The organism is uncultured Thioclava sp. (assembly GCF_913064665.1).
Taxonomy (GTDB): Bacteria; Pseudomonadota; Alphaproteobacteria; order Rhodobacterales; family Rhodobacteraceae; genus Thioclava; species Thioclava arctica.
In genome coordinates this window covers 16210-32904 of the sequence record NZ_CAJYBT010000040.1, presented here as the reverse complement: position 1 = coordinate 32904, position 16695 = coordinate 16210, and the positions used below count along the sequence as shown (strand labels likewise).

At 61.4% G+C, this 16695-nt stretch carries 15 protein-coding genes; 4 read left to right on the top strand and 11 right to left on the bottom strand.

The window, feature by feature from the left end:
• Positions 1-61: 61 nt before the first annotated feature.
• Positions 62-262: a hypothetical protein gene (locus QZ571_RS14920; protein WP_295531861.1), complete on the bottom strand. Its 201-nt coding sequence runs from the start codon at positions 260-262 to the stop codon at positions 62-64.
• Between the two features lie 406 nt (positions 263-668).
• Here QZ571_RS14920 and QZ571_RS14915 point away from each other — a divergent pair, with 406 nt between their 5' ends.
• Positions 669-1493 carry a lytic transglycosylase domain-containing protein gene (locus QZ571_RS14915; RefSeq protein ID WP_295536529.1) on the top strand — a complete coding sequence of 275 codons (825 nt, stop codon included), beginning with the start codon at positions 669-671 and terminating at the stop codon, positions 1491-1493.
• 2 nt (positions 1494-1495) lie between these two features.
• Entirely contained in the window at positions 1496-2917 is a 1422-nt protein-coding gene (locus QZ571_RS14910; RefSeq protein WP_295536522.1) for a UbiA family prenyltransferase, read from the top strand.
• A 129-nt stretch (positions 2918-3046) separates the two neighbouring features.
• On the opposite strand, the gene QZ571_RS14905 is transcribed toward QZ571_RS14910, so the two are convergent.
• The 5 genes from QZ571_RS14905 to QZ571_RS14885 all read right to left on the bottom strand — a co-directional run bounded on the left by QZ571_RS14905 (position 3047) and on the right by QZ571_RS14885 (position 8232).
• A complete protein-coding gene (locus tag QZ571_RS14905; protein ID WP_295536519.1) occupies positions 3047-3781 on the bottom strand; it encodes an SDR family oxidoreductase in 735 nt (244 codons plus the stop codon).
• Positions 3778-5076 (bottom strand): FAD-binding oxidoreductase, encoded by a 1299-nt coding sequence (locus QZ571_RS14900; RefSeq protein WP_295536516.1) that lies wholly within the window; start codon positions 5074-5076, stop codon positions 3778-3780. Before QZ571_RS14900 ends, QZ571_RS14905 begins: the two co-directional genes overlap by 4 nt.
• 23 nt (positions 5077-5099) lie before the next feature.
• Positions 5100-6095, bottom strand: a complete 996-nt coding sequence (locus tag QZ571_RS14895; RefSeq protein ID WP_295536514.1) for a lysylphosphatidylglycerol synthase transmembrane domain-containing protein — start codon at positions 6093-6095, stop codon at positions 5100-5102.
• 118 nt (positions 6096-6213) lie between these two features.
• The gene (locus QZ571_RS14890) at positions 6214-7584 is read right to left on the bottom strand and encodes an aspartate aminotransferase family protein (RefSeq protein ID WP_295536512.1); all 1371 of its coding nucleotides are present in this window, start codon (positions 7582-7584) and stop codon (positions 6214-6216) included.
• Positions 7585-7749: 165 nt separating this feature from the next.
• Positions 7750-8232 carry an Lrp/AsnC family transcriptional regulator gene (locus QZ571_RS14885; protein WP_295536527.1) on the bottom strand — a complete coding sequence of 161 codons (483 nt, stop codon included), beginning with the start codon at positions 8230-8232 and terminating at the stop codon, positions 7750-7752.
• A 114-nt stretch (positions 8233-8346) separates the two neighbouring features.
• Here QZ571_RS14885 and QZ571_RS14880 point away from each other — a divergent pair, with 114 nt between their 5' ends.
• The gene (locus QZ571_RS14880; protein WP_295536510.1) at positions 8347-9024 is read left to right on the top strand and encodes a lysozyme inhibitor LprI family protein; all 678 of its coding nucleotides are present in this window, start codon (positions 8347-8349) and stop codon (positions 9022-9024) included.
• A 57-nt stretch (positions 9025-9081) separates the two neighbouring features.
• Here the strand turns inward: QZ571_RS14880 and QZ571_RS14875 are convergent, their stop codons facing one another.
• The 3 genes from QZ571_RS14875 to topA form a co-directional block, all read right to left on the bottom strand.
• Complete coding sequence (locus QZ571_RS14875; RefSeq protein WP_295536509.1) at positions 9082-9708, bottom strand: 3-oxoacid CoA-transferase subunit B; 627 nt, start codon at positions 9706-9708, stop codon at positions 9082-9084.
• 3 nt (positions 9709-9711) lie between these two features.
• The gene (locus tag QZ571_RS14870) at positions 9712-10413 is read right to left on the bottom strand and encodes a CoA transferase subunit A (RefSeq protein ID WP_295536506.1); all 702 of its coding nucleotides are present in this window, start codon (positions 10411-10413) and stop codon (positions 9712-9714) included.
• A gap of 168 nt (positions 10414-10581) precedes the next feature.
• Complete coding sequence (gene topA, locus QZ571_RS14865) at positions 10582-13293, bottom strand: type I DNA topoisomerase (protein WP_295536504.1); 2712 nt, start codon at positions 13291-13293, stop codon at positions 10582-10584.
• A 150-nt stretch (positions 13294-13443) separates the two neighbouring features.
• Here topA and QZ571_RS14860 point away from each other — a divergent pair, with 150 nt between their 5' ends.
• On the top strand, positions 13444-13887 hold the full coding sequence (locus QZ571_RS14860) for a hypothetical protein (RefSeq protein WP_295536502.1): 444 nt from the start codon (positions 13444-13446) through the stop codon (positions 13885-13887).
• Between the two features lie 5 nt (positions 13888-13892).
• Here QZ571_RS14860 and dprA read toward each other — a convergent pair whose 3' ends face one another.
• Positions 13893-15041, bottom strand: coding sequence for a DNA-processing protein DprA (gene dprA, locus QZ571_RS14855; RefSeq protein WP_295536500.1), 1149 nt, complete (start codon positions 15039-15041; stop codon positions 13893-13895).
• 178 nt (positions 15042-15219) lie between these two features.
• The gene (gene tldD / locus QZ571_RS14850) at positions 15220-16647 is read right to left on the bottom strand and encodes a metalloprotease TldD (RefSeq protein WP_295536498.1); all 1428 of its coding nucleotides are present in this window, start codon (positions 16645-16647) and stop codon (positions 15220-15222) included.
• Positions 16648-16695 lie beyond the last annotated feature (48 nt).

Sequence of the window (16695 nt, the reverse complement as noted above, 5' to 3'; positions counted from 1 at the left end):
AAAAAGCCGCCCCGGAGGAGCGGCTTTGTTGCGCTGCAAGGCGTCGCCCTGAAAGCGCTGATTATTTCGCGAAGTCGGTCGAGATCGAAGCCGAACCGAGATAGTCGCCGATGCTCGAAGTCAGAACGCCGGTCTTTTTGCTCACCAGCGTCATCGCTGCGGCGCCCAGGCCGACAACAGCTGCGGTCAGAACAACCCAGTCAACGGTCACTGCGCCGTCTTCTTCGTTGTGGAACTTCTTGAGTTTGAAAAATTTCATCATGGGTCTCTCTCCTAAGGTTGCTTTGCACATCCGCGGTTCGAGTTCTCGACCAGTCCTGACCTTGGTCCCCGTCTTGCGGCATGGGGACATAAGGAACCCAGAAGGTGGCGGGATTGGGGCAAGGTTCGGGCGTTTTTACGAATGCTTAACTTTTATGGGGTGATATGGTTAAGCTTTTGTAATTAAACAAAAAACCAATTTTACTAATTTTTGTCCGTGATGCGCATTGCTGTTGCCCGGTCGCCTCTTTGCCGCGAATCGTCCCGCTGAGTGCTTGATTCTCTAGATTTTTTTGCCCGGTTTTGCCTATAAACGCTTCAGACGTGGCCGATAGAGCTGCGCGGGGCAACGAGCGGGTGGCGCAATGCGCGCGATACAAGCAGTGACGATTGCGGTCTTTGCGGCGATGGCCGCATTGCCGGCCCGGGCCGATATGTCCGCGCCGACGGGGAGCCATTGGCAGGCAAAGCGTTTGGTGCCGCCCAAACCGGGCACTAAACGGTTCATCACGATTCAAATCGACCCCGTTGAGCAAAAGCGCGAACTGGCCGCGATGGCGAATGCCCCCTGGCAGCCCTTGACCAAGCCGTCCACAGATACCGATCCAAAGTCGAGCACCGGGCCAAGTGCACCCAAAGGTCGCGCGAAATATTCTTGGTATTGGAAAATGATCTCGCCCAAGATCGAAGACCGCGCGGGGCGCTTTGACTCTGCGGTGGCCGCTTTGTCGCAAGGACCCAAAGGCGTGGGGGTGAACGCGCCGCGTTTGGCGGATCTCGCCCAGATCGCGCGCGCCCACGGCAGAGATATTCTAAAGGCCACGATCGGCACCGAAGTTTCGCCCGCGCTTGTTCTGGCCATGATCTCGGTGGAATCGGGAGGCAACCATGCGGCGGTCAGCCATGCGGGGGCGGTTGGGCTGATGCAATTGATCCCGGCCACTGCCGATCGCTTTGATGTCGCAGATAGCAAGGACCCAGCGCAGAACATTTCGGGTGGCGTCACCTATCTGGACTGGCTGATGAAAGAGTTTGACCGCGATCCGCTGATGGTCATCGCGGCCTATAACTCGGGCGAGAACAACGTGAAGAAGAATGACGGCGTTCCGCCCTTTGCGGAGACGCGCGACTACGTGCCCAAGGTGCTGGCGGCCTGGGCGGTCGCGCGGGGCTTGTGCATGACGCCGCCGCAGCTGGTCAGCGATGGCTGTGTGTTTCGAGTGAAAGGCTAGGAATGGATCAGAAAAGACCGCTTGTGCTTGATGTCGACGGCACATTCTTGAAAACCGATCTTTTGTTCGAAGCGTTCTGGGCTGGGTTGGGTCGTGCGCCGTTCCCGACATTGCGCGCGGCAGCCCGATTCTTTTCGCAGCCCGCCAAGCTCAAGGCCGAATTGGCGCGTATCGTAACCTTGCGCCTTGATCTGATGCCGGTGACGCCTTCGGTGGCCGCCGAGGTCAGGCAGGCGCAGGAAGAGGGGCGCGAGATTGTGCTGGCCTCGGCTTCCGATGAGACACAAGTCAAGGCGCTGGCTGCGGCGCATGGTTTGTCCGAACATGTCTTTGCCTCCGATGGGGAAACCAATCTCAAAGGCGGGGCCAAGGCGCAGGCTTTGGTCAATGCCTATGGTGAGAAAGGATTCGACTACGCGGGGAACGAAGCCACTGATATGGCGATCTGGACCCATGCCGAGCGTGCGCTGGTCGTGGGTGATGTTGCAGCGGCCAAATCTTTGCCCAAGGTCAGCGAACTTGAGGGCGGTTGGTCGTGGCGCGCGCTCATCAAGGCGATTCGGCCCCATCAATGGGTCAAGAACGTGCTGCTCCTGCTGCCGCTGATCGCGTCACACCGCTTTGACATGATCACGCTGGGGCCGATCTTGCTGGGCATCATTGCGTTCTCTTTCGCGGCCTCCTCAATCTATATCATCAACGATCTGCTCGATCTCGAAGCGGACCGGCTGCATCCGACGAAATGCCGTCGTCCCTTCGCGAGCGGGGCCGTGCCGATTAAAATTGGCATGATGGCGTTCGTGGTGTTCGCTCTCGGGGCGCTCGCTATTGCCGGGGCACTCAACACGGCCTTCTTCGGCATCGTGGTGTTGTATATGCTCACGTCGCTGGCCTATTCGTTGAAACTTAAACGGATGCGCTGGGTCGATATCGCCACGCTCGCCTCACTTTATACGATTCGCGTCGTGGCAGGGGCGGCGGCGGGGCAGGTCGATGTGTCCGTCTATATGCTGATCTTCATCTTCCCGGTATTTATCGCGCTGGGATGTGTCAAACGGCTGACCGAATTGACGCTTGCCACCTCGGACGAGCGCTTGCCCGGGCGCGGCTATGGTCGACAAGATCGGGGCGATTTGTTGAACGTCGCGGGGCTGGGCGTGTTTGCTGCGCTGTTGGTGTTTTTTCTCTACAGCGTCTCGGTTCAAGGCGAGATGTTATATCCCGACACCTGGCTGATGTGGATCGCGATGATCCCGCTGGGCTGGTGGTTGATCCGAATGGTTGCGCTGGGCTGGTTTGGCAAACAGGATTACGACCCGATCGTCTTTGCCATGCGTGACAAATTCGGGCTGGGGCTGATCATGATCATGCTGTCGCTGATGTTTTGGGCGGCTGGCCTTTGGGCGATCTGGTTCGGCGGCTAAGTATGGCGGCGCGCTGGGGGTTTCACACCCCCAGACCCCCGTGGAGTATTTCGCGCTAGATGAAAGAAATCCTCATTTCATCTAGCTCAAAATACTCCCGCCGGAGGCATCCTACGCTGAGGAAAAGCCTCAGATCGACATTTTCTTGAAAATCGGTTCGGGAATGACGCGGATAATCCCCATCACGAGCCGCCAGATTTTGCGTGTATAAAGAACGTTGGTTTTACGCTTCAGGCCGTTGAGGATGTCCTCGGCCACCGCGTCCGGCGTGGTCATGAGCGGCAGTTTCATGCCGTAGGTCATGGGTGTGTCCACCGGGCCGGGTTTGATCGTCATCACATGCACGCCCGAGCGGCCCAGCCGGTTGCGCAGCCCCGAGAGATAGGTCGCAAAACCCGCTTTGGCGGCGCCATAGACATAGTTGCCCAGCCGTCCGCGATCCCCCGCGACCGAGCCCACGCCCGCAATCGCGCCGCAGCCGCGTTCCTCCATCAAGGGGGCAAACATCGTCAAGAAGGTCGCAGGGCCCGTCAGGTTGTCGGCCAGAACGCCTTCGATCATGTTCGGATTCGCGTCGATCACCTCTTGGTCGGGCATTGAGCCGGTGAAAACGGCGCAGTTCAGTTCGCCCTCTTCATCGCGCAGCCGCGCAATAAGCTGGCCGTAATTGCTGGCGTCGCGCGCATCAAAGCTCATCACCTCGGCCATGCGAGCTCCGCGCAGGCGGCAATCGGCGGCGATTGCCTCGAGCTCGCTTATATTGCGACCCGCCAGAAACATTGCGTGGCCTTGGGCGGCGAGTTTGCGGATCACAGCGCGGGCAATTCCCGAGGTTGCGCCCAAGATAATCCAACTGCTGTTCATGTCGCACTCCTAAGTTTCAATCGGCGGGTCATGTCGGTTTCCAATGCCCCCGCCGGGTCGGCCTTGGCCACTTCTGTCTGCCATTTCGGCAAGTCTGGATACATCGCGGCGATCTGTTCGCCTTGAGCCAGACTGTCCTTGGCGAAATATAGTCTGCCCCCCGCCTCGGCGGCGCGCGCCTCGAGCCGTTTGATCAGGTCGCGCGCGGCGGGGCGATTGGGGAAATCGATGGCGAGTGTATAGCCCTCCATCGGGAAGCTGAGATACCCCGCGCGACCCGGTCCCATCCGTTTGAGAACGGCCAGCGGCGAGGCCAGCCCAGATCCCGCGATTTCAGCCAGCATCGCGCGCAGGCTGTCTGCGGCCTCAAGCGGCACGACGCATTGAAACTGGTGAAAGCCGCGCTTGCCATAAAGCCGGTTCCAGTCGTGGATTTTGTCGAGCGGGAAGAAGAAATCTTGCAATGGGCGCACGACCGAGCGGCCCCGCGCGGGCACGCGGTGAAAATACGCCCAGTTGAAGGCGCGCACGACGGGGGCTGCCAATGCGAAATGCGGGGCGTCCAGCGGCACTTTGCGCGCGCCCTTTCGCGGCTTTACAAGGCCCGCGGCGCTTTCGCCTTCTTCGACAATCCCGCGCCCAAGTGCATCGCCCGTTGCGGTGGCGTCGATCCAGCCCACGGTGTAGCTGGCGGTGGAGGCATCCAGCAGCGCCAGATGGGTCTCCCAATCGGGTGCGCGGCGTTCGGTCACCAGCATCACATCGCCTGCGCAGCGCTGCATCTGGATCGTCGCGCGCAAGATCACGCCAGTTTGGCCAAGGCCGCCCAGCGTTGCCTTGAACAGCGCAGTGCCCGGTTTCACGACCCGTTCGCGGCCCTTTTGCAGCAAGACGAGTTCGCTGACATGTTGGCCAAAGCTGCCCATATGATGGTGGTTTTTGCCATGCACATCTTGCGCAATACATCCGCCGATCGTGGCGAACCCGGTGCCGGGCATTACGGCGGGCAGCCATCCGCGCGGCGCGAAGGCGCTCGCGATTTCGCCGATCCGTGCGCCCGCCTCGACCTGCAATTGGCCGGTGTCGGGATCAAAGGCGATGAAGCGGTCGAGGCTGCTCATATCCACGGCGCGGCCATCGGAATTGAGCGCGGCATCGCCGTAAGAGCGACGCATGCCAAAAGCCGGCGCGGCTTCGAGCCGGTTTAGGGCCGCGCGTGTATCGGGGCGCGCAATCGCGCCTTTGGCACGCAGTGCGCGGCCCCAACCGGCATATTCGCTGTCTTTCCAGTCCATCATACTGCTCGTGTCATGGGGCCTTATATGCGGCCCTTTTGAGAGGCGCGCTCGGCCAGCGGAAACACCGCCAGACCGATTGCGATGGCAAACCACAAGGTGGTCAGCCGAATAATGGCGGTGGCGGGCACCGAGACTTCAAGCGGCACACCATCGAGCGAGAGCAGCGCGACCATTGCGGCCTCTGCCCCGCCTAGCCCGCCGGGCGCGCCCGTTAGCCCGCCTGCCAAAGTCGAAAAGACAAAGATCGCGACCGCTTTCCACAGCCCGATATCGGCCCCCATCCAGCCGAGCAGCAGATGAAAGGCATAGCCCTCGGCCAGCCAGCCGATCAGGCCAAAGCCGAGCGCGATGATGAGCGTGGGTCCATGGGTAAAGCGCTTGAGCGAGCGTGCCGCCCCGCGCGCGCGGGCAAAGATGCGCGCAGCCCGGCCGCTGGCGCGGTACGAATAGGTGATCAGCGCGGCCAGAAGGCGCGGGCGCGTGACAATGATCGCCGCGCCAAAGGCCAGCAGCGTGACAGGCAATGCGCCCGCGATCCCGCCTGCGGCAAGCGAAACCGACAGCCCCAAGATGAGCGCCATCACGGCCAAATCTCCGGCACGATCCATCAGCACCAGCGGCGCGGTGCGTTCCACCGCCCAACCGGTTTCGCGTTTGAGCCAGCGCATCCGCACGAGTTCCCCAACGCGTCCCGGGGTGACGGACATCGCGAACCCACCCAGGAAGTGGCGCGTATTCTGGATCAGAGTGGTGGGCAGGCCAAGACGGCGCGCCAGCACATGCCAGCGCAGGCTGCGCAACAGGTAATTGGCCAGCGACAGGCCCAAAAGCCCCGCAATTTGCCACAGATGAAGGCGCGAAATCTGGGCCAGCGTTTCGCGCCATCCGGTGGCCGAAACCAAGCCGATCAGCCCGGCCCCCAGCAACGCCAAAAGTCCACCCAGCAATGCGCGGTCGCGCCATTTGCGGGGCAGGGGTGGGCTTGGGGCCGGAATATCAGAACTGGTGCTGCTCATTTGCCCCGAATTTAGCGACAGATCGGGGCAGGAATATGGCGTTGTTTTGCAAAGGGCGACAAAATTTAAGGGGCGGCTCGTGATAAGCCGCCCCTTTCAGATGTTTGGCGCGCAGGGCTTAGCCCAACACGGATTTCACAGCCTCTGCGGTGGTCGCAACGATCTGATCGGCCTCGGCTTCGGTGAGACAAAGCGGCGGCGCAAAGCCCAAGATGTCGCCTTGCGGCATCGCCCGCGCGATCACGCCGCGCTCGACCATTGCACCCGCCAGTTTCGCGCCGATCTTGTCGGCGGGATCAAAGAAGGTCCGGGCATTGCGATCTTTCACGAACTCAATCGCGCAGAGCATCCCCTCGCCGCGCACATCGCCGACATGGGCATGATCGCCAATCGCGTCGCGCATCGCATCGTTTAGGTATTTGCCCACCGATCCAGCATTGGCGACCAGCCCCAGCTTGTCGATCAGGCGCAGGTTGGCCACGCCCGCCGCCGCCCCGATCGGGTGCGCCGAATAGGTCCAGCCATGGCCGATCGGGCCGTTTTCATCGGTGCCTTGTTCCAGCACTTTCCACATCTTCTCGCCCACGATGGAACCCGAGAGCGGCGCGTAGGCCGAGGTCAGCCCCTTGGCGATGGTGATCAGATCGGGCTTCATGCCGTAGTGATCCGAGCCAAACATCGTGCCGAGCCGGCCGAACCCCGTGACCACCTCATCGGCGACCAGCAAGATGTCGTGCTTGTCCAACACGGCCTGAATCGCGGGCCAATAGCCTGCGGGCGGGGGCACGATGCCGCCTGTGCCCAGAACCGGTTCACCGATAAAAGCGGCGATGGTGTCTGCGCCCTCGCGCGCGATCAGCGCCTCAAGCTCGGCCACGCAATGGGCGGTGAATTCGGCTTCGGACATCTCGGCCTTAGGGCGGCGGAAGTAATAGGGCGCCTCGGTATGGATCACCTGCGCCAGCGGCAGATCGAATTTCTTGTGAAACAGCTCCAGCCCGGTCAGCGAGCCGGTCATCAAGCCGGACCCGTGATAGCCCCGCCAACGCGAGATGATTTTCTTCTTCTTGGGGCGGCCAAGGATGTTGTTGTAATACCAGATCAGCTTGACGTTGGTTTCGTTCGCATCCGACCCCGACAGGCCAAAATAGACCTTGGACATGTGGGCGGGCGCGCGCTCCAGCACCATATGGGCCAGCGTGATCGAGGCCTCGGTGCCATGCCCGACATAGGCGTGATAATAGGCGAGTTCCTTGGCTTGCTCGGCAATCGCCTCGGCAATCTCGGTGCGGCCATAGCCGACATTCACGCAATACAGCCCCGCGAATGCATCCAGCAGCTTGTTGCCGTCGCGATCCTCGATGAACACACCATTGCCGCCAGTGATGATCCGGGTTGGGGATTCGCCGCGCGCATGCTGGGCGAGATGGGTCGAGGGGTGGAAAAAGCTCTCGCGGTCCCATTTGTCGAGTTGGTCATTGGTCAGCATTCTGTCTCCTTTGGCGGTCGGGCCGGGTCGCGGCACATATCGGTTCCGCCCAACTCACGCGAGTTGGGGGGATTCGAGTCCTCTCGAGACTGACGGAATTCCGGAGGGATGGCAGTCCAAAAGGACTGCTTCGGCGCTGGATGCGGACTGAAATTGTCGCCCGCGCTAGTCCGATTGGCCTGCAAGCAGGGCGAACGGCGGCGCGGCGGGGCCTTTGACCTGCTTGGTCACGATATAGGTGAAATAGCGCCCGATCCCGATCCGGCCATCCAGCATCGTGTCGATCAGGGTTTGGTAGGATTCGATATCGCGGGTGATGATCTGCAGTAGATAGTCGAAACCGCCCCCCAGCGCCCAGCAGCCTACGACCTCATCATGGTGATCAAGCGCGCGCTCGAAGCGCTGGAAGCTGGCCGCGGTGTGATCGCTCAGTTCGGCGGCCACGAACAGCGTCACATGCGGGCCAAGTTTACGCAGGTTGAATTCGGCGGAATAGTGGGTGATCAGCCCATGCTTTTCCAGCTTCTTCAGCCGCTCCCAAGCCGGGGTGGCCGAGAGGTTGATCTTCTCGGCGAGAACCGCCTTGGAGACGCGCCCCTCGCGCGCCAAAATACGCAGAATTTCGATATCGCGATGGTCGAGCTTAATCATGTGGCTGACCCTACACCGCTTTTCGGGGCTGTCCATCCTCCGAAGTGATGACCCTTCGAATCGGCTATTTGCGCTATCGTTTTGCCCTGAATCATTTTGGGGGATGGGATCATGAATGCTTTGGTTTGGGCCATTTTCCTGCTGGCTTTGCCCAGCGTGGCACCCGCACAAAGCTTCAATTGCGCCAAAGCGAGCAGCCCGGCGGAAAAGGCGATTTGCGCCAATCCGCGCTTGGGAAAACTGGATGTGGCGCTGAGTGCGGCCTATGCCAGCCGTCTGAAATCGCTTTCAAAGGCAGATCAGGGGGCGCTGAAGGCGGAACAGCGCGCGTGGGTTCAGGTGCGTAAGGCCTGTTACGGCAACCCCGATTGCCTGCGCCCGTTGATGGCCGATCGCATTGCCGCGCTCAGGGCGCCGATGCGCGATGCGGGGCTGAAACCTGTGGGCACTTGGTGTGCGCGCAATGGTGAGGCGGGGTTGTCGCTTTTGCCAGCGGGGAGCGGTTTGTCGCTGTCTTACATCTCCTTTGGGGCGAACGGGCATAGCTGTTCGATCATGGGGCCGTTGCGCGCACGCGGTGCGAGTTGGTCGGGCAAGCCTTCGGGCTGTCCGGTCACGGTCACGGGTATGAATGGCAATGTGATGATGGAGGTGGTGACAGAGGATCCGGGCTGTCAGGCCAATTGCGGGGCCCGCAGCGCGATCAGTTCGCAACAATGGATCGCGACGGAGCGCCAGCCCGGGCCACCGCGCGAAATCACGATGGAGGGCAACAGCCCTTGCTTTTGAGCGCAGCAAAAAGGGCGGCCTGCAAGCCGCCCTTTGCACAATGTTTCGATCACGCGATCAGTTGACGATGGTCGCCTCGGTCGCGGCGCGCAGCTCTTGCTCGGTGACGCCATCGGCCAGCTCGAGCAGTTTCAGCCCACCCTCAACCACATCGAGAACGCCCATATTGGTGATGATGCGGTTGACCACGCCGGTACCGGTCAGCGGCAGGGTGCAGGCCTTGAGGACCTTGCTCTCGCCGTGCTTGTTGGTGTGATCCATGACCACGACAACCCGACCGACGCCCGCGACCAGATCCATCGCGCCGCCCATGCCCTTGACCAGCTTGCCGGGAATCATCCAGTTCGCCAGATCGCCGTTTTCGGCCACTTCCATTGCGCCCAAAATCGCCATCGCGATTTTGCCGCCCCGGATCATGCCGAAACTGGTCGCGCTGTCGAAATAGGCGGTGTTGGGCAGTTCGGTGATCGTCTGCTTGCCGGCATTGATCAGGTCGGGGTCTTCGTCGCCCTCATAGGGAAACGGACCCATTCCCAGCATGCCGTTTTCCGATTGCAGCGTGACGTTCACGCCCTCGGGGATAAAATTGGGCACCAGCGTCGGGATACCGATCCCGAGGTTCACATAGGTGCCGTCTTGCAGTTCCTTGGCAGCGCGCGCCGCCATTTGATTGCGATCCCACATGGTTTAGGCCTCCCGCTTGCGCGTGGTGCGCTGTTCGATGCGCTTTTCCTGCTCGCCCTGAATGAGGCGATGCACATAGATGCCCGGCAGGTGGATGCAGTCGGGATCAAGCGAGCCCACGGGCACGATCTCTTCGACCTCCATCACGCAGGTCTTGCCACACATCGCAGCCGGCGGGTTGAAGTTGCGCGCGGTCTTGCGGAAAATTGCGTTACCGGTTTCATCGGCTTTCCACGCCTTGACGATCGAGACATCGGCGAAGATGCCCTCTTCAAGGATATAGGTTTCGCCGTTGAAATCCTTGTGCTCTTTGCCCGCGGCAATCACCGTGCCCACGCCAGTTTTGGTGTAAAAACCCGGAATGCCGTGACCGGCGGCGCGCATGCGTTCGGCCAAAGTGCCCTGCGGGTTGAATTCCAGCTCCAGCTCGCCTGACAGATACTGACGCATGAATTCCGCGTTCTCGCCGACGTAAGAGGACATCATTTTCTTGATCTGTTTGGTATCAAGCAGTTTGCCCAGACCAAACCCGTCCACACCGCAATTGTTGGACGCGATGGTGATGTCTTTGACCTTGCTCTCGACCAGTGCGTCGATCAGCAGTTCAGGAATGCCGCACAGGCCAAAGCCCCCGGCCGCGATCAGCATTCCGTCGAAGAGCACCCCATCAAGGGCTTCCTTCGCAGAACCGTAAACTTTGTTCATCGATTTCCTCCGCTCATTTGCGCGCGACTTTCGCAAGGGGGCGGGGGTGAGTCAATTGCCGCAATGCAGCAAGTCATGGCGTTTGCGATAAATTTCTTGCGTGGCAAGGGCAGGGCGTGCGCCCGACGCTTTGGGCCGGGCGCAAGACGCAGGGGCGTGGCGGCGGTCTCATTCGTCCTTGGGCGCTGCCTTTTTCGCAGGCGCTTTCTTGGCGGCTGGTTTTTTGGCTGCAGGCTTTTTCGCCGCCGGTTTCTTGGTTGCAGCCTTCTTCGGGGCGGCTTTTTTCTTCGCACCACCTTTTTTGGCAGCTTTCGCCTCGATCAGGGGCAGCGCGTCTTCCAGCGTGACCGCCTCGGGTTCGATGTCATTGGGCAGGGTCGCGTTGATCTTGCCCCATTTCACATAAGGCCCGTAGCGCCCCGGCATGACCTGCACCGGACCGCCATCGGGATGCTCGCCCAATTCCTTGATCGGCGTGGCCGCAGCGCCACGTCCGCCCTTAGCGGCCTTTTGCGCAAGCACCTCGACCGCGCGGTTCATGCCGATGGTAAAGACCTCGTCGACATCGGCGATATTGGCGTAGACCCGCCCGTGTTTCACATAAGGCCCGTAGCGCCCGATCGAGCTCTCGACCATCTCACCATCTTCGGGATGCGGACCGATTTCGCGCGGCAGGCTGAGCAGCATCAGCGCCTTTTCAAGGTCGATTTCTTCGGGCTTCCAGCCTTTGGGCAGCGAGGCGCGCGGCGGTTTGGGGGCTTCTTCGGTGGGTTCGCCCTTTTGCACATAGGGGCCAAAGCGGCCCACGCGCAGGGTGATGGGCTGGTCGTCATCATAGCCCAGAACCTTGCCGTCCAGCGCCTGCAACTCGTCAGCGCCATCGGGTGCCGACAGAGGCCGGGTAAAGCGGCATTCGGGATAATTGCCACAGCCGATAAAAGCACCGCCCGAGCGCGCGGTTTTCAAGTGCAGCTGGCCCTTGCCACACAGCGGGCAGACGCGCGGGTCAGACCCGTCGGCGCGCGGCGGATAGAGATGCGGGCCGAGAACCTCGTCGATCTTATCGAGAACCTCGGTAATGCGCAGCTCGGACGTTTCGGCCAAGGCGGCCGAGAAATCGCGCCAAAACCGTTCCAGCACGTCCTTATAGTCGCGATCGCCCGCCGAAATATCATCCAGCTGATCTTCCAGATCGGCGGTGAAATCATATTCGACATAGCGTTTGAAATAGTTGCTCAGGAAAGCCGTCACCAGCCGCCCGGTATCTTCGGGGATCAGCCGGTTCTTGTCCTTGCGCACATAGCCGCGATCCTGAATCGTCGTCACGATCGAGGCATAGGTCGAGGGCCGCCCGATCCCGAGCTCTTCCATCCGCTTGACCAGCGTGGCCTCGGTATAGCGCGGCGGGGGCTGGGTGAAATGCTGCGCACCCAGCACCGCGCCCTTGGCGTCGATGATAGCCGCCGGACAGCGGCGCAGAGCATCACCCGCTTCGGTTTCGATCACGGCATCCGCGTCGCCCTTGGCTTTGGTAAACGCCTCCTCGAACGAGGCTTTCGCCGGGCTCAGCGCCTCGCCCTGTGCGATTTGCGGCAGGCGGTTGGCGTCCTCGCCCTCATCATCGTCGCGGCCCTGATCATAGACCTTGAGGAAGCCGTCAAACGTCACGACAGACCCAGTGGCGCGCAGCTCGACCTGATTGTCGGCAGACCCGATCAACACGGTGGTGCGCTCGAACCGCGCAGCCTCCATCTGGCTGGCAATCGTGCGCTTCCAGATCAGGTCGTAAAGTTTGAACTGATCATCAGCGAGCTTGAGCTGATCGGGGCTTTTGGCCATCTCGGTGGGGCGAATACATTCATGCGCCTCTTGCGCGTTCTTGGCCTTGTTCTTGTAGATGCGCGGGCTGTCGGGGACGTATTTCGCGCCGAACTTGTCCTTGATCGCCTCGCGCGCGGCTGTCACGGCCTCGGGGGCCATGTCGATCCCGTCGGTCCGCATATAGGTGATGTGCCCGGCCTCATAGAGCCGCTGCGCCGCCGACATCGCGGCCTTGGCGCCCATGCCGAATTTACGGCTGGCTTCTTGTTGCAGCGTCGAAGTCATGAACGGCGGGTAGGGGTTGCGCGAAGCGGGCTTGGCCTCCACCGAGGTCACCGCCAGATCGCGCGAACTGACCGCCTGCACCGCCATTTCGGCGGAGGTTTCATTGGCTAGGTCGTATTTTTCCAGCTTCTTGCCGCCCAAAATCGACAGCCGTGCCTCGAATTCCTGACCGCGCGGGGTCAGCAGTTTCGCCGCCACGCTCCAGTATTCGCGCGCCCTGAACGCCTCGATCTCCATCTCGCGATCCACGATCAGACGTAGGCAGACCGATTGCACGCGCCCCGCCGATTTCGCGCCGGGCAGTTTGCGCCACAAAACGGGCGACAGGTTGAACCCAACGAGGTAGTCCAGCGCGCGGCGGGCCAGATAGGCCTCGACCAGCGGCGCATCGACCTGACGGGGGTGCTTCATTGCCTCGAGAATCGCGGTTTTGGTGATCGCGTTAAAGGTCACGCGGCTGACATTCTTCCCTTTGAGCTTTTTCTCCAGCGCCTCTTGCAGGTGCCACGAAATCGCCTCGCCCTCGCGATCAGGGTCAGTTGCGAGGATCAGCGTGTCGTCATGCGCCAGCGCGTCGGTGATCGCCTTCATGTGCTTTTTGGAGTCGCTCGCGACTTCCCATTTCATCTCGAAACCGTTGTCCGTATCGACCGAACCATCCTTGGGGGGCAGGTCGCGAACGTGTCCGAAAGAGGCAAGCACAGTATAGTCAGACCCCAAGTATTTGTTGATCGTCTTGGCCTTGGCAGGGGATTCGACGACGACAACGGCCATAATGGTCCTCACAATTCTTGGGCTAAATGCTCTGGGCGCGGAACATGTGGGGGTTTGGGGGCGATTGTCAATGCGGCGGTTTTCTTGAACCTTGCAGGAATCGCTGCTGGCTTGTTCAATGAGAGCGCTCGGTTGGCACGGGGGGGTGCGATGCGACGGATAGCTTTGACGGTTGGTCTTTGGGTGCTTTTGGCGACGCTCGCGAGCGCGCAGGGCTGGCATGAACCCAAACGTGGCACGGCAGAGCGAAAGGCGCTGATGGATGCGCTGCGTGGCCCTGCGCAGTCGCTGTTTGGGGCGCCGGTGGAATTTGTCGTGGGTGAGTTGCGGGTGTCGGGCAATCTCGCCTTCGCGATGGTGCGCGCGCAACGCCCCGGCGGCGTTCCGATCCAGATTGAAACAACTCCCGGATGGGCGCGCAACGAATTCATGTATGACGCGGATCACACCTCGGGTCAGGCGCTGTATCGCAAAGAAGGCGGGCGCTGGGTGGTGAAAGACTATACCTTTGGCGCGACGGATGTCTGGTGGTCCTATGGGCCGATTTGCAAGGTGTATCGTCCGGTGATTGCGGATGTCTGCCAAGGGATGTGAGCGGTCTACATCGGCAAGCTGATCAATCCGCCGGGGTGGCGGGTGACATGGCCTTCGATCTCTAAAACGACAATCGCGCGAGAGAATTGCGCGGCATCAATACCCAGATCGCGGATCACCTGATCTTCGGCGACGGGCGAGGGCGTGAGACATCCTGTGATGCGATCTTCCAGTCTGTGCGGGCTTGGCGGCGCATTTAAGGCGTCGCGTTCGGGGCTTGTGGCGGGCGAGGGGATTGCGACGGGGGCCGGGGGCTCTGTCACCGCTTGTAACGCGGCCAGCACATCTTCGGACCCGCGCACCAAAATCGCGCCATCGCGGATCAACAGGTTGCACCCGCCCGCGCGGCCATCCATCGGGTGACCGGGCACGGCCATCACCTCGCGCCCCTGATCGAGCGCATCGCGTGCCGTGATCAGACTGCCGGATTTTGTCGCCGCCTCGACGACGACAACGCCCGCTGCCAGCCCTGAAATGATCCGGTTGCGCTGTGGAAAGTGGCGCGCCTGCGGCTGCGTGCCGGGCGGGTTTTCTGACAGGCGCAGGCCCTGTTCGCCAATCTGTGCCGCCAGTTTCGCGTTCTCTTGGGGGTAGATCACCTCGATACCGCCTGCCTGCACCGCGATCGTGCCGGTGGGGAGTGCGGCCTGATGCGCAGCAGTATCAATGCCGCGCGCAAGGCCCGACACCACGGTGATGCCCGCCTCGCCCAGCCCCTCAGCAAGGCGACGCGCCATGCGCAGCCCCAGCGACGAGGCGTTGCGCGCACCGACCATCGCAACCATCGGACTGTGCAGCAACTCGATGCGCCCCAGCGCCCAGAGGACGGGCGGCGCATCGTCGATCCCTGCAAGATCATGCGGATAGGCTTGCGTGCCGTAACAGATCAGCTGTGCTCCGGCGCGACGCCCAGCCTTGATCTCGGCAAGCGCCACACCTTCGGGGCAAGTCTGATAATCGGCCACACCAGCGGCGCGCGCCACTTCGGGCAAGGCGGCCAGCGCGGCCTGCGCCGTGCCATGTTCGCGGATCATGCGGTGAAAGGTCGCCGGCCCAACCCGACGAGAACGAATGAGGCGGAGGACAGACAGTTCATCTTCTTCCGTGGTGGGTGGGGTGAAGGGGGTGGGGTAAGAAAACAAATCTGCTTTCATCCAATCCTCCGCCTCAATCGCATCTCCTTTGTGACTCGTTAGTGTTAACAAGTCGTTACCAAACCCAGAGTTGAGGCGATTTTTGTAAAAATTATTCGCGTTTAAGTTGAAAAATTATGCAAATATCCGGCCGCAACGGCCCGAAGTCCGCTCAAAGGCAAGGAGCTACAGGTGATTCTTAGGCTGCGGCGGACCCGCCCACGGTCAGCCCGCCGATCATCAGCGTCGGTTGGCCCACGCCAACGGGCACCCATTGGCCCGCTTTGCCGCAATTGCCGATGCCCGGATCAAGGGCCATGTCATTGCCGATCGCGCGGATCTGGCGCATCGCGGTGGGGCCGTCGCCAATCAGCGTGGCCCCCTTGACCGGAGCGCCAACCACGCCGTTCCTCACGCGATAAGCCTCGGTGCAGTTGAACACGAACTTGCCATTGGTGATGTCGACCTGGCCGCCGCCGAAACCCACGGCATAGATGCCGTCTTTCAGATCCGCGAGAATCGCGCCCGGTTCGGCATCGCCATTGAGCATGTAAGTATTGGTCATCCGCGGCATCGGCGCATGGGCATAGCTTTCGCGCCGCCCGTTGCCCGTCGGGGTGACCCCCATCAGCCGCGCGTTCTGGCGATCCTGCATGAAGCCGACCAGCACGCCATCTTCGATCAGCACGTTCTTGCCCGAGGGCGTGCCCTCATCATCGATCGAGATCGAGCCGCGCCGGTCCGGGATCGTGCCGTCATCCAGCACCGTCACGCCTTTGGCCGCCACCTGTTGGCCCATCAACCCCGCAAAGGCCGAGGATTTCTTGCGGTTGAAATCGCCTTCAAGCCCGTGACCCACCGCCTCATGCAGCAGCACGCCGGGCCAGCCGGGGCCAAGCACCACATCCATCTGGCCCGCAGGCGCAGGCTCGGCGCGCAGGTTCACAAGGGCGATGCGCAGGGCTTCACTGACGACAGGTTTCCAGTGCGCGGGCTCAATCAAGCCCGTCAGCCCAAAGCGCCCGCCGCCGCCATGGCCGCCGGATTCGCGTTTGCCGTTTTCCTCAACGATCACGGACACATTCAGCCGCGCCATCGGGCGAATGTCGCTGACCAGCCCGCCTTCGGGACGCAGGATAAAGACCTCTTGCAGGCTGGCCGCCATGCTGACCGAGACCTGCACCACGCGTTTGTCGAGATCGCGGGCATAGGCGTCAATCTCGCGCAGGATGTCGATCTTGGTGGCAAAGGGCGTGTCCGAGACCGGATCGGCGTCACTATAGAGATGCAGGTTGGTGCCTTGGGGGGGCGGCGCCATCACGCCACCACCCTCGCCCACGGCGAGACGCGCGGTTTCACTGGCGCGGCGCAGCGCAGATTCGGAAATCTCGGTGGAATGGGCGTATCCGGCCACCTCGCCCTTGACCGCGCGCAGGCCGAATCCCTCGGAAGCATCGTAAGACGCGGTCTTGACGCGACCATCATCAAAGACCAGCGCCTCGGACCGGCGCTGCTCCAAAAATAGTTCGCCATCCTCGGCGCCTGCAGTGGCCTCACGCAGCAGATGCAAGGCCGCGGACTGATCGAGAGCGGTCTCGAACGGGGCAAAACGGTCTTGCTGGGGCATTGGCTCTCCAAACGTATATGATCAATTCTGACAGAATGTCGCAGCTTT

What these genes read in the sequence shown, in the direction of transcription:
- QZ571_RS14890 (WP_295536512.1), bottom strand. Translation starts at nt 7,584, where the DNA reads ATGCTGACCAATGACCAACTCGACAAATGGGACCGCGAGAGCTTTTTC.
- QZ571_RS14910 (WP_295536522.1), top strand. Translation starts at nt 1,496, where the DNA reads ATGGATCAGAAAAGACCGCTTGTGCTTGATGTCGACGGCACATTCTTG.
- QZ571_RS14905 (WP_295536519.1), bottom strand. Translation starts at nt 3,781, where the DNA reads ATGAACAGCAGTTGGATTATCTTGGGCGCAACCTCGGGAATTGCCCGC.
- QZ571_RS14875 (WP_295536509.1), bottom strand. Translation starts at nt 9,708, where the DNA reads ATGTGGGATCGCAATCAAATGGCGGCGCGCGCTGCCAAGGAACTGCAA.
- QZ571_RS14880 (WP_295536510.1), top strand. Translation starts at nt 8,347, where the DNA reads ATGAATGCTTTGGTTTGGGCCATTTTCCTGCTGGCTTTGCCCAGCGTG.
- QZ571_RS14915 (WP_295536529.1), top strand. Translation starts at nt 669, where the DNA reads ATGGCCGCATTGCCGGCCCGGGCCGATATGTCCGCGCCGACGGGGAGC.
- QZ571_RS14920 (WP_295531861.1), bottom strand. Translation starts at nt 262, where the DNA reads ATGATGAAATTTTTCAAACTCAAGAAGTTCCACAACGAAGAAGACGGC.
- QZ571_RS14895 (WP_295536514.1), bottom strand. Translation starts at nt 6,095, where the DNA reads ATGAGCAGCACCAGTTCTGATATTCCGGCCCCAAGCCCACCCCTGCCC.
- QZ571_RS14900 (WP_295536516.1), bottom strand. Translation starts at nt 5,076, where the DNA reads ATGGACTGGAAAGACAGCGAATATGCCGGTTGGGGCCGCGCACTGCGT.
- QZ571_RS14860 (WP_295536502.1), top strand. Translation starts at nt 13,444, where the DNA reads ATGCGACGGATAGCTTTGACGGTTGGTCTTTGGGTGCTTTTGGCGACG.
- tldD (WP_295536498.1), bottom strand. Translation starts at nt 16,647, where the DNA reads ATGCCCCAGCAAGACCGTTTTGCCCCGTTCGAGACCGCTCTCGATCAG.
- dprA (WP_295536500.1), bottom strand. Translation starts at nt 15,041, where the DNA reads ATGAAAGCAGATTTGTTTTCTTACCCCACCCCCTTCACCCCACCCACC.
- QZ571_RS14870 (WP_295536506.1), bottom strand. Translation starts at nt 10,413, where the DNA reads ATGAACAAAGTTTACGGTTCTGCGAAGGAAGCCCTTGATGGGGTGCTC.
- topA (WP_295536504.1), bottom strand. Translation starts at nt 13,293, where the DNA reads ATGGCCGTTGTCGTCGTCGAATCCCCTGCCAAGGCCAAGACGATCAAC.